The sequence below is a fragment of the Streptomyces sp. CB02009 genome, from assembly GCF_001905825.1.
In the GTDB taxonomy this organism is placed as follows: Bacteria; Actinomycetota; Actinomycetes; order Streptomycetales; family Streptomycetaceae; genus Streptomyces.
Genome location: NZ_LIVV01000005.1, coordinates 102,085 through 117,349 on the forward strand (window position 1 = coordinate 102,085; position 15,265 = coordinate 117,349).

Below are 15,265 nucleotides of genomic sequence, written 5' to 3' on the forward strand. Positions count from 1 at the left end.
GCGAGGCCGGGGTCAGACGAACAGGCTCAGCACGGCCGCCGCCGCGAAACCGGCCAGGGAGAGCACCGACTCCAGCACCGTCCAGGACTTCAGGGTGTCCCGTTCGGTGATGCCGAAGTACTTGGAGACGATCCAGAACCCGCCGTCGTTGACGTGCGAGGCGAAGATCGAGCCGGCCGAGATCGCCATGATGACCAGGGCCAGGAAGGCCTGCGAGTGGTCGCCGCCCTCGACGAGGGGCAGCACGATGCCGGCCGTGGTGACGATCGCGACGGTCGCCGAGCCCTGGGCCACGCGCAGCACCAGGGAGATCAGGTAGGCGAGCACGATGACGGGGAGACCGACGTCGTGGAAGGTGTCGGAGAGCGCCTGGGCGACGCCGCTCACCTTGAGGACCGCGCCGAACACCCCGCCCGCGCCGACCACGAGCAGGATGTTGCCGACCGGCTTGAGGGAGGAGGTGGACACCTGCTCCAGGGACTTCCGGGACCAGCCGCGCCGGATGCCGAGCAGCCAGTACGCGAGGAACAGCGCCAGCGTCAGCGCGACGAACGGGCTGCCGAAGAACTCGATGACCGAGCGGAGGGTGGACTCGTCCAGGGCGATGGAGGAGAAGGTCGCGGCGAGGATGAGGACCAGCGGCGTGCCGATGATGAGGAGCACGGTGGAGAGCGCCACGGGCGCCTCGCTGCCGCCGGACCGCTCGGCGGCGACCTTGGCCCTGGCCTCGTCGGCGGCCTCGACCATGTCCTGCGGGACCGCGACGAAGAGCCTGCGGCCGATCCAACCGGCGTACGCCCAGGCCGCGAGGACGGCCGGGACACCGACCAGGACGCCCATCAGGATGACCCAGCCGAGCGAGACATGCAGGAGGCCGGCGGCGGCGACCGGGCCGGGGTGCGGCGGCAGGAAGGCGTGGGTCATGGACAGGCCCGCGAGCAGCGGCATGGCGTAGAGCAGGATCGACTTGCCGGACCGCTTGGCGGCGGCGTAGACGATCGGCGCGAGGACGAAGATGCCGACGTCGAAGAAGACCGGGATGCCGAAGATGAGTCCGGTGAGGCCCATGGCGAGGGGGGCGCGCTTCTCGCCGAAGAGGCCGAGGAGGCGGCTGCTCAGCACCTCGGCGCCGCCGGAGACCTCCAGGATCGCGCCGAGCATGGTGCCGAGGCCGATGATGATCGCGACGTGGCCGAGGATGCCGCCCATGCCGGTCTCGATGACGGAGGTGGCGGCGGACTTCTGGACGGTGCCGAAGAGTTCGGTGACGGAGAGGCCGGCGGCGAGGCCGACGCCGATGGAGACGGCGAGCAGCGCGACGAAGGGCTGGAGCCGGACCTTGATGATCAGCAGGAGCAGGACGGCGATGCCGAGGGCGGCGACGGTGAGCAGCCCGGCGGTCCCGGGTATCAGGAGGAGCAGTCCACCGGTGTGCGGGGGCGTGTCGGGGTTCATGGCGGGGGGAGGCCTCGCTTTTGGGTAGGGGGGAGCGCGGCACGGCGTTCCGGGGGAGAACGCCGTGCCGTGGTGCGGCTGGTTCAGGTGGATCGGTTCAGGTCCGTTCGGGCGCGTGGGCTCCGGCCGTGGGCGCGCGGGCCGGGGGTGCTCCGGCTGTGGGCGCGCGGGCCGGGGTTCCGACTGCGGGCGCGCGGGCCGAGGGTGCTCCGGCCGCGTGGGCGCGGGCCGTCGGTGTTCCGGCCGTGGGTGCTCCGGCCGGGTGTGCCCGGGCCGTGTGCTCGGGTCAGCCGAGGACGGCGAGGGCGTCGATCTCGATGAGCAGGCCCTGGGGCAGGCCGACGTAGACGGTGGTGCGGGCCGAGGCGGGCGCCGTGAGGCCCTGCTCCTCGAAGTACTGGTTGTAGATCGCGTTCATCTCGGCGAAGTGGTCCACGTCCGTCAGGTAGACGCGCATCATCATCACGTCGTCCCAGCTCGCGCCGCCCTCCTCCAGGATCGCCTTGACGTTGGCGAAGGTCTGGAGGGTCTGCTCGCGCAGGGTGGGGCCGGCGACGGTCGGGGCCTGGCCCTCGACGGCGGGCAGGAAGCCGACCTGGCCCGCGACCTGGAGGATGTTGCCCTTCTTCACGCCGTGCGAGAACTTCGCGGGCGGGGCGGTGTGGGTGGCCGGGGTGAGGGCGGTCTTCACGGTCGGCTGGGCGGAGTTCTGCTCGGTCATGCGCTGTCCTTGCTCGGGGAGGTGCCGGAGTACTCCCGGCTGATGGTGTCCGCGGTGCGGCGCACCTGCGGGAGGAGGGAGAGGAGTTCCTCGGCCGTGACGACCACGTTGGGCGCCGAGACCGACATCGCGGCGACGACGCGCCCGTCGGCGCCGCGGATGGGCGCGCCGACGCAGTTGATGGACTCCTCGTGGCCGCCGAGGTCGGTGGCCCAGCCCTGTTCGCGTACGGTCGCCAGCTCCTTGAGGAAGGCGGCGGCGTTCGGGGTCGAACGGGGCGTGTACGGGGGGTAGTCGAGCTTGCCGGCGAGGGCGCGGCGCTCGGGTTCGGGCAGGTCGGCGAGGAGCAGCTTGGCGACGGCGGCGACGGTGATCGCGACGGGCTTGCCGATGCGCGAGTACATGCGGACCGGGTAGCGGCTCTCGACCTTGTCGATGTAGAGGACCTCGCCCTCCTCGTAGACGGCGAGGTGGATCGTGTGCCCGATCCGCTCGTTGAGGGCGGCGAGGTGGGGGTGCGCGATCTCGCGGATGTCGAGGTTCTCGACGGCCTCCTGCGCGAGCGCGAAGAGGCGGGCGCCGAGCCGGTACCGCTGGTCCTGCTGGCGGTAGACGAGGCCGTGCTCGTGCAGGGTGCGCAGCAGCCGGAGGGCGGTGGACTTGTGGACGCCGAGCCGGTCGGCGACCTGTCCGAGGTCGGCGGGACCCTGTGCGAGCAAGGGCAGGATGCTGAGCGCCCGGTCGACGGTCTGGCTCATGGTGTACGTCCCTCCTGGTCGTCCCCCGTCCAGCCGGGGCCGAGCTGAAGTGTGCCCCAGGCGGTCGGGGCGAGGGCGGCGAGCCGGTCGGCGTGGGCGCGGCGGGGAGGTGCGGCCAGGTCGCCGGGGACGGTGAGGGCGGCGGCGGCGAGCAGGTGGCCGTGCCGGAGGCGGGCGGTGGCGTCGAGCCCGCGGAGGGTGGCGGAGAGGAATCCGGCGGCGAAGGCGTCTCCGGCGCCCACGGCGGCGACGACGTCGACGCGGGGGGCGGGCACGTGTACGGCGGTGTCGGTTCCGGCGGCGGTGCGTTCGTGGACGGTCGCGCCGTCGGCGCCCCGTTTCACGACGAGGACGGCGGGTTCGGGGAGGGCCGCGCGGATCGCCGCGGGGTCGCCGATGCCCCAGGCCTGTTCGGCCTCGTCGGCGCCGACGAAGACGAGGTCGGCCCGGCGGGCGAGTTCCAGGAGGACGGGGCCGGCGCTGGTGGCGCCGTCGCGCCACAGCCCGGGGCGGCAGTTGACGTCGAAGGAGACGAGCGGGCGGCCGGTCCGGGGCGCGGTGAGGGCGCGCATGAGGGCGAGGCAGTCGTCGGAGAGGGCGGCGGTGATGCCGGTGAGGTGCAGGACGCGGGCGTCGGCGACGGTCGCGTACGGCACGGTGGCGGGCGACATCGCGGAGGCGGCCGATCCGGCGCGGTAGTAGACGACCTCGTGGGCGTCGGTGGCGCGGTCGGCGGCGGTGCGGAAGTAGACGCCGGTGGGGCGCCGGGGGTCGCGTTCGACGGCGGTGACGTCGACGCCGTAGGCGCCGATGGTCTCGACGAGGTGGTCCCCGAATCCGTCCCTGCCGACGCGGCCGACCCAGCGGGTGCGGTGGCCCGCGGCGGCGAGGGCGCAGGCGACGTTGGACTCGGCGCCGCCGATCGCGCGCTCGAAGGCGGGGACGTCGGCGAGGCGGCCGGGTCGGGAGGGAAGGAAGGTGACCATGGACTCGCCGAGGCACACGACATCCACGGGCGGTTCTCCGGCCACTCTGGCGCTCCCTTGCGACTCTCGCGGGGTCCATTGACCCGGCCTTGGCCCGGATGCTAGACAGCTTTGAGCGACATACGCAATGACTGTTGCATTCTCCGCAACGCTTCGATGAGGAGGCCTCATGCCCGACCTGGCGAACGAGCGCGTCGACCACCGTTTCAAGGCCCTGCCCCCGGACGCCGAGGGCCTGACCGTCGGCGAGCTCGCCGCCCAGCGGCGCAACCTCTTCACCGGCGGCTTCACCACCCCGGTCCTCGCCCTCTCCGCCGAGTCGGTCGAGCACAACCTCCGCCTCCTGGAGACGTACGCCGAGCGCCACGGCCTGGCCTTCGCCCCGCACGGCAAGACCTCCATGGCACCCCAGCTCTTCGACCGGCAGCTGGCGCACGGCGCCTGGGGCATCACCGCCGCCCTGCCCCACCAGGCCCGCGTCTACCGTGCCCACGGCATCGCCCGGATCTTCCTCGCGAACGAGGTCGTCGACCCGGTGGCGCTCCGCTGGGTCGCCGGCGAGCTCGACGCCGACCCGGACTTCCGCTTCCTCTGCTACGTCGACTCCGTGCGCGGCGTCGAGCTGATGGACGGGGCCCTGCGCGCCGCGGGCGCCACCCGCCCCGTGGACGTCGTCGTCGAGCTGGCGGCCGGCGCGACGGGGCGCACGGGCGTGCGGACCGAGGCGGAGTGCGCGGCCGTCGCCGACGCGGTCGCGGACGCCCCCACGCTGCGGCTCGTCGGCGTCGCCGGGTACGAGGGCACGATGCCCGGGGCCGACGGCGAGCGGGTCCGCGCGTGGCTGCACCGGCTGGTGGGGCTCGCGGCCGACTTCGACAAGGCCGGCCGCTTCGACCCCGCCATCGGCGAGATCGTGGTGAGCGCGGGCGGCAGCGAGTGGTTCGACGCGGTCGCGGACGTGTTCGGGGAGATCCCCGGGCTCTCCCTGCCCGTCCTGAAGCTGCTGCGCTCCGGCGCGTACGTCTCGCACGACGACGGGCAGTACCGGGAGCGGACCCCCTTCAACCGGGTCCCGGAGGAGGGCGCCCTGGAGCCCGCGTTCCGCCTCTGGTCGCAGGTCGTCTCCCGCCCCACCCCGGAGCAGGCGTTCACCAACGCGGGCAAGCGCGACGCCGCCCACGACCTGCACCTCCCCGAGGCGCAGGTGGTCCGCGACGCCCGTACCGGCGAGATCCGCCCCGCCGACGGACTGACCGTCACCGGTCTCTCCGACCAGCACGCCTGGGTGCGGACCGAGGAGGGCGCCGACCTGGAGGTCGGCGACTGGCTCGGCATGGGCCTGTCCCACCCGTGCACGATCTTCGACAAGTGGCAGCTGATCCCGCTGGTCGAGGCGGACGGCACGGTCGTCGACTACATCCGCACGTTCTTCTAGGAGGAGTCGTCATGGACCTCGTCTTCCGCGACGCGGAGGTCGTCGACGGCACCGGCGGCGCCTCGTACCGCGCCGACGTGGCGATCGACGGCGGCCGGATCGCCGCGATCGTGAAGGAGGGCGCGGCGGCCGGCTGCCAGCGTCCCACCGCCCGCCGCGTCGTGGACGCCGAGGGCCTCGTCCTCTCCCCCGGCTTCATCGACATGCACGCCCACAGCGACCTCGCGCTGCTCCGCGACCCGGACCACAGCGCGAAGGCCGCGCAGGGCGTGACGCTGGAGGTCCTGGGCCAGGACGGCCTGTCGTACGCCCCGGTCGACGACCGCACGCTCGCCGAGGTGCGGAGGGCGATCACCGGCTGGAACGGGTCCGGCGACGACATCGACTTCGACTGGCGCACCGTCGGCGAGTACCTGGACCGGCTGGACCGGGGCATCGCCGTCAACGCCGCCTATCTGATCCCCCAGGGCACGGTCCGGATGTACGCCGTCGGCTGGGACGACCGGCCGGCGACGGAGTCCGAGCTGGACCACATGCGCCGGCTGGTCGCGGAGGGCATGGAGCAGGGCGCGGTCGGCATGTCGTCCGGCCTGACCTACACGCCGGGGATGTACGCGAAGGACGCCGAGCTGACGGAGCTCTGCCGGGTGGTGGCGGGGTACGGCGGCTACTACTGCCCGCACCACCGCTCGTACGGGGCCGGCGCCCTGGAGGCGTACGAGGAGATGGTCCGGCTCACCCGGGACGCGGGCTGCGCCCTCCACCTCGCCCACGCCACAATGAACTTCGGCGTGAACGAGGGCAGGGCGCCCGAACTCCTCGCCCTGCTGGACGAGGCCCTGGACGCGGGCTCGGACATCAGCCTCGACACGTACCCGTACACACCCGGCTGTACGACCCTGGTGGCCGTGCTGCCGAGCTGGGCGAGCGAGGGCGGTCCCGAGGCGGTGCTCGCCCGGCTCCGCGACGACGGGACGGCGGAGCGCATCCGGCACCACCTGGAGGTCATCGGTTCGGACGGCTGCCACGGCGTGCCGGTGGACTGGGACACGATCGAGATCTCGGGGGTGTCCGAGGGGACGCTCACGGACTGGGTGGGCCGCCGGGTGGACGGCTGGGCGACGGCCCGCCGGCTCCTCCTGGAGGACCGGCTCGGGACGACGATCCTCCAGCACGTGGGCCACGAGGAGAACGTCCGGACGATCATGCGGCACCGGGTGCACACGGGCGGCTCGGACGGCATCCTCCAGGGCCTGAAGCCGCACCCGCGCGCGTACGGCACGTTCCCGCAGTACCTGGGCCGGTACGTACGGGAGCTCGGCGTCCTCACCCTGGAGGACTGCGTGGCCCACCTGACCTCCCGCCCGGCTGCCCGCCTGGGCCTGACCGACCGGGGGCTCGTCCGCGAGGGACACCGCGCGGACCTGGTCCTGTTCGACCCGGCGACGGTGGGCGCGGGAGCGACGTACGCGTCCCCCCGCACCCTCCCGACGGGGATCCCGCACGTGCTGGTCGACGGCGTGTTCGTGATGGAGGACGGCGGGCGCACGTCCGCGCTGGCGGGCAGATCGGTCCGCCGGGCGCGCTAGCCGAGCGGAAGGGGCGTGCAGGGACATGCAGGGCGTGCAGCGGCGGCGACGCCCCCGCCGCCACCGCCCCGATCCGCCGGACGCTCCGGCGCGCGGGGGGGGGCGGCGACGCGAGCGGGGCCGCGAGGCCCCCCGCCGCTACCGCCCGCTGCCCACGGGGTCGGCGCCCTCGCGGGCGCCGGCCCGTTCCCGGCCCCCCGGCCACGGCTCCCGCCGCATCCACACCAGGCCCGCCAGCAGCACCGCCCCGGCCACCACGAAGCCGTACCAGGGCGTCCGCCCGTCCAGGGCCGTCTCGTACACGAGCGCCGCCGAGAGCACCGCCAGCAGCTGCCCCGCCCGCTCCCGCCAGGCGACCGCCGCCACCACGGCCGTCCCCCACAGCAGGTACCAGGGCTGCACCATCGGCGACAGCGCGACCAGGGCGACCAGCGAGAGCCCCAGGCCCAGCACCGGATCGAGCGCGCCCCGCCAGGCCCGCCACGCGAGCACCAGGATGAGCACCACGGCGGCGAGCAGCCCGAGGTTCTGCACGGCCGCCTTGACCGGGTCGGGGTCGTCCCCGAGCAGCAGTCCGAGCCCCAGACCGAGATCACTGCTCACGGACAGCGCCGTGTGGATGGTCCCCGCGACGCTCTGCGTCCGCAGCCACCCGAACCCGGTCCCGGCGAGCACCGTCGCCACCGCCGCCACGGCGCCGGCCACCAGCCCCGGCAGCACCAGCCCCTTCGCCAGGCCCCGCGCACCGCCGTCCCGCCGCGCGACCGTCACGCCGATGAAGAGCAGCGCGACCGCCGCCGGCGACTTGACCATCATCGCCAGGCCCACGAGGACGCAGCCGAGCACCCAGCGGCCCCGCACGGCGAGCAGCACGCCCGCCAGCATGAGCCCGATCATCAGGCCGTCGTTGTGCATGCCGCCGACGACGTGGATGAGCAGCAGCGGGTTGAGGGCGGCGAGCCACAGCGCCCCGTCGGGCCCCCCGCGTCCGCCTCCGAGACCCCGTACGGCCCAGACGATCAGGGCGAGCGCGCCGAGCGCGAGCAGCCGCATCCCGAGCACGGCGGGGACGATCTCGCCCCCGGTCAGTCGCACGACCAGCTGCGCCAGCACCAGGAAGGCGGGCCCGTACGGCGCGGGGGTGTCGGTCCAGTGACCGCCGACGCTCGCGGCCGCGTCCGCCCCGAGGTCGCCGGGCCCGAGGACGGAGGGCCCGCCGCCGTACACGTCGTGCCCTTCGAGGACCATGGCGCCCTGCGCGATGTAGCTGTAGACGTCCTTGCTGTAGAGCGGCGGCGCGAGGAGCAGGGGCGCGGTCCACCAGGCGAGGGTGGTGAGCACCCCGTCCCGTACGCCCCGGGCGAGGAGCACGCCGTACCGCCACCAGGCGGCGACGAGCACGGTCAGGCCGAGGTACGCGAGGAGCGCGCCGGCGAGGGTGACCGCGGAGCCGCGCGGCTCCCACAGTCCCCAGCCGCCGCGGACCGGCAGCGTCCCGGCGGCCCAGCCGCCCACGGCGACGGCGAGCGACCCGGCAGCGCCGAGCCGCCGGCATCCGGAAGCACTGAGAACCCACACGACGGGCCAACCTATCCCGCCGGAGGGAGGACCCCTATTCGGCGGCTGTCGCCGGATCCCCGTCCGGTGTCCCCACCAGGGGGAAAGCCCGGCCGCCGGGTCCTCGACCTGTCCGACGTGTCCCAAAACACGAAGCGTCCCGGCCGACCCGGCCGTAAGCTCTCGGCATGCAGGTGATCCAGTCCACGAAGCTCGCCAACGTCTGTTACGAAATCCGGGGTCCGGTGCTCGAAGAGGCGATGCGGCTTGAGGCCGCGGGTCATCGCATCCTCAAGCTCAACACGGGAAACCCGGCCGCGTTCGGCTTCGAGTGCCCGCCCGCCATCCTCGAGGACGTGCTGCGCAACCTCTCCGAGGCGCACGGCTACGGCGACGCGAAGGGGCTGCTGTCGGCCCGCCGCGCGGTGATGAGCCACTACGAGACCAAGGGCATCCCGCTCTCCGTCGAGGACATCTACCTCGGCAACGGCGTCTCCGAGCTGATCCAGATGTCGATGCAGGCCCTGCTCGACGACGGCGACGAGGTCCTCGTCCCGGCCCCGGACTATCCGCTGTGGACGGCGTCCGTCTCGCTCGCGGGCGGTACGGCCGTGCACTACCGCTGCGACGAGCAGGCGGACTGGATGCCGGACCTGGCGGACATCGAGCGGAAGATCACCGATCGTACGAAGGCGATCGTGATCATCAACCCGAACAATCCGACGGGCGCCGTCTACGACGACGAGATGCTCCGCTCCCTCACGGAGATCGCCCGCCGCCACAACCTGGTCATCTGCTCCGACGAGATCTACGACAAGATCCTCTACGACGGCGCCACGCACACCCCCACCGCCGCGATCGCCCCCGACCTGCTCGTCCTGACCTTCAACGGGATGAGCAAGAACTACCGGGTGGCCGGTTTCCGCTCGGGCTGGCTGGCGGTCTGCGGCCCGAAGCACCACGCGTCCTCGTACATCGAGGGACTCACGATCCTCGCCAACATGCGCCTGTGCGCGAACATGCCGGCGCAGCACGCGGTGGCCGCCGCGCTCCAGGGCCGGCAGTCGATCGAGGACCTGGTGCTGCCGGGCGGGCGCCTGCTCGAGCAGCGGGACACGGCGTACGAGCTGCTGACGCAGATCCCGGGCGTGACGTGCGTGAAGCCGAAGGGCGCGCTGTACCTGTTCCCGCGGCTCGACCCGAACGTCTACAAGATCAAGGACGACCGGCAGATGGTCCTCGACCTGCTGCGGGCCGAGAAGATCATGGTGGTGCACGGTACGGGCTTCAACTGGCACGAGCCCGATCACTTCCGGATCGTCACGCTGCCGGCGGCGGCGGACCTGGCGGACGCGGTGACCCGGATCGGCCGCTTCCTGGACGGCTACAGCCAGCCGTAGCGCGCCACGGCCGGACACCACTCAACTTTAGACTGAATCTAAGCTAGGATGGCTCCAGAGCACTCAGGAGGCCGTCCCATGTACGAACCGATCCGCACCAAGTCGGTCCACCGGATGGCCGACGACGCCCACGACGCGTACCCGCACCGCTCCCGCGAGGAAGAGCTGGACATCCAGCTCGCCGGACACCTCTCCGCCCTGCTCGCCGTCACCGACGAGCTCGGCGACACCGAGGCCGGCGAACTGATCGCCCGGCAGGTGGCGCGGCTGCGCGGCGCACCGCCCGCACGGCACGCGGGTCTGAGCGGTTCGTCCGCGCCGGACCTGCACCGCAGGGCCCACGCCCTCGCGGGCCGCGCCCTGGTCGTCGCCGCCTCCCGGGCCGACACCGCCGCCGCGATCCTCGCCGCGGAGCGCATGGACGCGCACGCCGCCGCGCTGGCCGGGGAAACCGCCCTGGCCTCCGCCGGCACCCCCTGACGGCCCCGGTCCGCGCGGCACGAACCGCGCGGACCGGGCGCCACCCACCGGGACGCCCCCGCCGACACCCCAGGCGCATCCCGGCACCCCGGCGCATCACCACACCCCGGCACCCTCCCGCAGGCGCCCCGACTCAGCCCCGCACCCCGGCACACCCCTGCACCACCGCCGGACCACACCCTCCTCCCGCCGCCCCCCTTCGCTCCTCCCTCCACACCCCCTCCACACCCCGAAACCGCGGAGATACGGCGGAGATACGGCGGTCCACGCTCCGGTTCGGTACCGGGATCGGCCCTTCACCTCTCGTCCACCCGACTCCCCCTGGAATGTGGGTTTCCGTGAGCACGCTGCCCACGTGAGACGCATCCTGGGAATCGTCCTGGCCGTCCTTCTCCTCGGCGGCGTGGCCGCCGTCCTCGTGACGGGCGGCGACAAGGACACGGGCACGGCAACGAAGACCGTGCGAGGAGTCATCGGGTCGGAGAAGGCGGAGTTCTTCACCGACCCTCAGGTGGTGAAGGCCCTTGCCGCGAAGGGCTTCACCGTGATCACCGAGACCTCCGGGTCCTGGGACATGGAGGAACTCCCCCTCGACGGCTACGACTTCGCCTTCCCGTCCTCCAAGGCACCGGCCGACGGGCTGCGCGCCAAGGCCGTACAGCGGACGAAGGCGGCGACCGCCCCGCTGCGGCCCTTCTACTCGCCGCTCGTCGTCGTCGCGCACAGCGCCGCCGCCCAGGTCCTCGCCGCGAACGGGCTCGCGACCCTCGGGGCACGCGGCACCAGCGGCACCCTGAAGATGGACGCCTACCTCGCGGCGGCCCGCGCCGACCGCACCTGGCAGCAGCTCAAGGGCTCCGCCGGGCACGCCGAACTGAGCGGCACCCTCTTCATCACCTCCACCGACCCGGTCGCCTCCAACTCGGGCGCCCTCTACCTCGCCGCCGCGAGCTACGTCGCCGACGGCGGCCGGGTCGCCGGCGACAGGGCGGCCGTCACCCGCACCGCCCCGCTGCTGCGCAAGCTCATCCAGGTGCAGGGCGCCCAGCAGTCCGGTTCCGACGCCCCCTTCCGGGACTTCATCAGCGGCGTCGGCAACCCGCTCGTCCTCGTCTACGAGTCCCAGGTCGCCTCCCAGCTCCTGGCCGGCCGGCCGATGGGAGACCTGGTCGTCCTCTACCCGGACACCACGGTCAGCAGCGACCACACCCTCGTACCGCTCACCGAGAGCGGCCGGGCGCTCGGGGAACTCCTCTCCACTGACCCCGAGTTGCGCAGGCTCGTGGTCCGCCACGGCTTCCGCCCGCAGGGCGCGGCCGGCGAGTTCACCACCGCGACCGAGAGCCACGCCGCCTACCTCAACCAGACGCTGACCGGTGTCCGCCAGGCGCCCGTGCCCACCGGCAAGGTGCTGCACGAGATGGCCCTGCGGGCCCGCGACCAGGGGGACACCGCATGAGCACGCCCGAGGATCCGAGAAGGACGATGGCCCTGACACCTCCCGAGCACGACACCCCGCTGGTCCTCACCCCGCCCGAGCCCGTGCCGCCGGTCCGCGCCGAGCAGGCCTCCGGCCTGGTGCCGGTCGACGAGGCCACCCGTACCGAGCTGACCCGGCGGGCCGCCGAGTACGTCGGCTCCCTCGACGGACTCGACCCGCGCTCCCCCGAGTTCGCCGGCCGCATCGGTGAGATCACGGCACTCGGCACGGGCGAGATGCGCTCCGCCGCCCAGCAGTCGAACCGGATGCTCGACCGGACGATCCGCTCGCTCGACGCGGGAGGCGGCGGCGACGCCCAGGCCCGGGTCGGCTCGTCCCTCGTCGAACTCCGGCGCACGATCACCGACCTGGACCCCCGCGACACCCCCGGCAGGGGACTCAAGGGGCTGCTCGCGAAGCTCCCGGGCGGCAACAGGCTCCGCGACCACGTCGCCAGGTACGCCTCCTCCCAGGCCACGCTGAACCGGATCGTCGGTTCCCTGCGCGGCGGCCAGGACGAACTGCGCCGCGACAACGCCGCGTTGCAGACGGAGCGGGCCCGGCTCTGGGAGACCATGAGCAGGCTCCAGGAGTGCGCGGTGCTCACCGACGCCCTCGACGCGGCCGTGGAGCAGCGCGTCGCCGCCACCGCAGACCCGGCCCGGGCGGACGCGCTGCGCTCGGACGTCCTCTTCCCGGTCCGGCAGAAGCACCAGGACCTGCTGACCCAACTCGCCGTCTGCGCACAGGGGTACCTGGCGATGGACGTGGTCCGCCGGAACAACGACGAACTGATCAAGGGCGTCGACCGGGCGGCGACGACGACCGTGTCGGCGCTGCGTATCGCGGTGATGCTGGCCTCGGCGCTCGACAACCAGCGGAAGGTCGCCGAGCAGGTCCACGCGCTGCGCTCGACCACCGAGGACCTCGTCCGCGGGAACGCCGAGATGCTGGCGACCCAGGCGGGCGAGATCCAGCGGATCGCGGCGGACCCGGCGGTGGGCGCGGAGACGCTCCGCACGGCGTTCCAGCAGATCTACCGGACGCTCGACGCCATCGACGCGTACAAGGCGCGGGCGACGGAGTCGATGGCGGCGACGGTCGAGTCGCTCACCGCCGAACTCCAGGAGGCGAGCGCGCACCTGGCGCGCAGCCGCCGCACCGGCGCGCTGGAGGGTGGTGACCGCGCATGACGACGACCCGTACGCCTCGCCGCCGCGCCCTCGCCCGCACCGTGGCCGGGCTGGCCCTCGCCCTGCTCGCCACCGCCTGCTCCGGCGGGTCCGACGCCTCCGGGGACGGCGCGGGCGGCGCCACCGGCCGGCCCGACGAGCGGGGCCGGGAGGCCGCCGCGGGCACCCTCCGGGTCCTCGCCTCCTCCGAACTCGCCGACATGGCACCGATCCTCGAAGCGGCCCGCACGTCCGTCGGCGTCACCGTCCGGCCCACGTACGTCGGCACCCTCGACGCCGTCGAGCAGATCGCGTCCGGCGAGGCGGAGAAGAACTACGACGCGGTCTGGCTCTCCTCCAACGACTATCTGCGGCTCCGGCCCGACACCGCGAAGAAGATCACCGGCGAGACCCCGATCATGGCCTCGCCCGTCGCCCTCGGGGTGCGTCCGGCGGTCGTCGCCCGGCTCGGCTGGGACCCGGCGCACGTCACCTGGTCGCAGCTGCACCGGGCGGTCGCCGACGGGAAGCTGACGTACGGCATGACCGACCCGATGCGCTCCAACTCGGGGTTCTCCGCCCTGGTCTCGGTGGCCTCCGGGCTCTCCGGGGCCCAGTCGGCGCTCACCGAGCGGGACGTCGCCGGGGCCACCCCGCGGCTCAAGGAGTTCTTCACCGGCCAGAAGCTGACCTCGGGCTCCTCCGGCTGGCTCGCCACCGCGTACGCCCGCCGCACCGACGTCGACGCGCTCGTCAACTACGAGTCGGTGCTGCTGTCCGCGCCCGGCGGGCTGACGGTGATCCGGCCGTCGGACGGCGTCGTGACGGCCGACTACCCGCTGACCCTGCTCACCGCCGCCCGGCCCGAGGCGAAGGCGGCGGCCGGGAGGCTCACCACATTCCTGCGGACCCCGGACACCCAGCGGCAGATCACCGAGAAGACCCTCCGCCGCCCCGTCGTCCCCGGTGTCCGCCCGGCCTCGGCGCTCGCCCGCGACCAGCGGCGCGAGCTGCCGTTCCCCGGCAGCCGGAAGGTGGCGGACGGGCTGCTCGACGCGTACGACAACACCCTGCGCCGGCCGTCCCGCACGGTGTACGTGCTCGACACCTCGGGTTCGATGAGCGGCGAGCGGCTCGAACGCCTCAAGAAGGCCCTGGTGGAGCTGACGGGTGACTTCCGGGACCGGGAGGAGGTCACGCTGATGCCCTTCGGTTCCGCCGTGAAGCGGGACGAGGTCCGTACGCACACGGTCGACCCGGCCGCGCCGCGGGCGGCGCTCGACGCGATCAGGGGGGACGCGCGGAAGCTCTCCGCCTCCGGCGGCACCGCGATCTACTCCAGCGTCCAGGAGGCGTACCGCTTCCTCGGGACCTCCCGCGGCGACACGTTCACCTCGATCGTCCTCATGACGGACGGGGAGAACACCGACGGCGACCCGGCCACCGCGTTCGACGGCTTCCACTCCTCGCTGCCGGCCGAGCAGAAGCGCACACCGGTCTTCCCGATCCTCTTCGGGGACTCCGACCGCGGCGAGCTCGACCACATCGCGAACCTGACGGGCGGCAAGCTCTTCGACGCCCGTCAGGGTTCGCTGGACGGAGCGTTCGAGGAGATCCGTGGCTACCAGTGAGAGACCCGGGGACGCCGTCCTCCGGTACGCCGGGTCCCGCAAGAACCTCCTCGGCTCCGTCTGCGGTCTGGCCGGTGTCGGCATCGCCCTCACCGGAGCGGCGGGCGCCCTGTGGCCCCTGGTGGTCGGCGGTCTGTACGCGGCGGGCGCGCTGATCGCCCCGCCCGACCGGCCGGCGGCCCCGGAGTTCGCCGAGGAGGGGGACCGGCTCGACGGACTGCGGGCGGACTTCGCGAGGCTGCGCGCGTACCTGGCGGACACCGAGCTGCCGGACGCCGCGCGCGAGCGCCTGACCGCGCTCGACACCCTCGTGGAGGCGCTGCTCGCACCCGGCTGGGTGACCGACCCCGAGCATCTGCACGTCCTGGCCCGCGCCGTCCGCCAGGACGTCCCGGAGGCCGTCGACGCCTTCGTACGGACCCGGTGGTGGTCGCGTTTCACCCCGGGCGCGGAGCAGCCCGAGCACCATCTGGAGCGCCAGCTGGCCGCGCTCCACGAGGAGGTGAGGGCGATCGCCGCCGCCCTGCAGGAGGCGGAGGCCGTCCGGCAGGAGGTCCACACCCGGTACGTGGAGGGGCGCGACGGATGATCAGTTATGTTC

General features: G+C 73.4%; 13 protein-coding genes. 8 read left to right on the forward strand and 5 right to left on the reverse strand.

Going from position 1 to position 15,265, the window contains the following annotated elements:
* Positions 1-12 precede the first annotated feature (12 nt).
* The 4 genes from AMK27_RS19910 to AMK27_RS19925 all read right to left on the reverse strand — a co-directional run bounded on the left by AMK27_RS19910 (position 13) and on the right by AMK27_RS19925 (position 3,965).
* Positions 13-1,455, reverse strand: a complete 1,443-nt coding sequence (locus tag AMK27_RS19910; protein WP_073909878.1) for a GntP family permease — start codon at positions 1,453-1,455, stop codon at positions 13-15.
* 286 nt (positions 1,456-1,741) lie between these two features.
* Positions 1,742-2,176 (reverse strand): RidA family protein, encoded by a 435-nt coding sequence (locus AMK27_RS19915; protein WP_073909882.1) that lies wholly within the window; start codon positions 2,174-2,176, stop codon positions 1,742-1,744.
* Positions 2,173-2,934, reverse strand: a complete 762-nt coding sequence (locus AMK27_RS19920) for an IclR family transcriptional regulator (RefSeq protein WP_073909885.1) — start codon at positions 2,932-2,934, stop codon at positions 2,173-2,175. Before AMK27_RS19920 ends, AMK27_RS19915 begins: the two co-directional genes overlap by 4 nt.
* Positions 2,931-3,965 (reverse strand): sugar kinase, encoded by a 1,035-nt coding sequence (locus AMK27_RS19925; RefSeq protein ID WP_073909889.1) that lies wholly within the window; start codon positions 3,963-3,965, stop codon positions 2,931-2,933. Before AMK27_RS19925 ends, AMK27_RS19920 begins: the two co-directional genes overlap by 4 nt.
* Positions 3,966-4,089: 124 nt before the next feature.
* On the opposite strand from AMK27_RS19925, the gene AMK27_RS19930 reads away from it, so the two are divergent.
* Both AMK27_RS19930 and AMK27_RS19935 read left to right on the forward strand, forming a co-directional pair.
* The gene (locus tag AMK27_RS19930; RefSeq protein ID WP_073909892.1) at positions 4,090-5,355 is read left to right on the forward strand and encodes an alanine racemase; all 1,266 of its coding nucleotides are present in this window, start codon (positions 4,090-4,092) and stop codon (positions 5,353-5,355) included.
* Between the two features lie 11 nt (positions 5,356-5,366).
* Positions 5,367-6,944: an N-acyl-D-amino-acid deacylase family protein gene (locus AMK27_RS19935; RefSeq protein WP_073909895.1), complete on the forward strand. Its 1,578-nt coding sequence runs from the start codon at positions 5,367-5,369 to the stop codon at positions 6,942-6,944.
* Positions 6,945-7,082: 138 nt separating this feature from the next.
* On the opposite strand, the gene mptB is transcribed toward AMK27_RS19935, so the two are convergent.
* Entirely contained in the window at positions 7,083-8,522 is a 1,440-nt protein-coding gene (gene mptB / locus AMK27_RS19940) for a polyprenol phosphomannose-dependent alpha 1,6 mannosyltransferase MptB (RefSeq protein ID WP_073909897.1), read from the reverse strand.
* Positions 8,523-8,689: 167 nt separating this feature from the next.
* Here mptB and AMK27_RS19945 point away from each other — a divergent pair, with 167 nt between their 5' ends.
* The 6 genes from AMK27_RS19945 to AMK27_RS19970 all read left to right on the forward strand — a co-directional run bounded on the left by AMK27_RS19945 (position 8,690) and on the right by AMK27_RS19970 (position 15,253).
* Positions 8,690-9,901, forward strand: a complete 1,212-nt coding sequence (locus AMK27_RS19945; protein WP_073909900.1) for a pyridoxal phosphate-dependent aminotransferase — start codon at positions 8,690-8,692, stop codon at positions 9,899-9,901.
* 78 nt (positions 9,902-9,979) lie between these two features.
* Positions 9,980-10,381 (forward strand): SCO4983 family protein, encoded by a 402-nt coding sequence (locus AMK27_RS19950; protein WP_073909904.1) that lies wholly within the window; start codon positions 9,980-9,982, stop codon positions 10,379-10,381.
* Between the two features lie 328 nt (positions 10,382-10,709).
* Entirely contained in the window at positions 10,710-11,840 is a 1,131-nt protein-coding gene (locus AMK27_RS19955; RefSeq protein ID WP_198955910.1) for a hypothetical protein, read from the forward strand.
* Positions 11,837-13,054 carry a toxic anion resistance protein gene (locus AMK27_RS19960; RefSeq protein WP_073909907.1) on the forward strand — a complete coding sequence of 406 codons (1,218 nt, stop codon included), beginning with the start codon at positions 11,837-11,839 and terminating at the stop codon, positions 13,052-13,054. Before AMK27_RS19955 ends, AMK27_RS19960 begins: the two co-directional genes overlap by 4 nt.
* The gene (locus AMK27_RS19965) at positions 13,051-14,664 is read left to right on the forward strand and encodes a vWA domain-containing protein (RefSeq protein ID WP_073909911.1); all 1,614 of its coding nucleotides are present in this window, start codon (positions 13,051-13,053) and stop codon (positions 14,662-14,664) included. Before AMK27_RS19960 ends, AMK27_RS19965 begins: the two co-directional genes overlap by 4 nt.
* Positions 14,651-15,253, forward strand: coding sequence for a hypothetical protein (locus tag AMK27_RS19970; protein ID WP_073909915.1), 603 nt, complete (start codon positions 14,651-14,653; stop codon positions 15,251-15,253). Before AMK27_RS19965 ends, AMK27_RS19970 begins: the two co-directional genes overlap by 14 nt.
* The last annotated feature ends 12 nt before the right edge of the window (positions 15,254-15,265 follow it).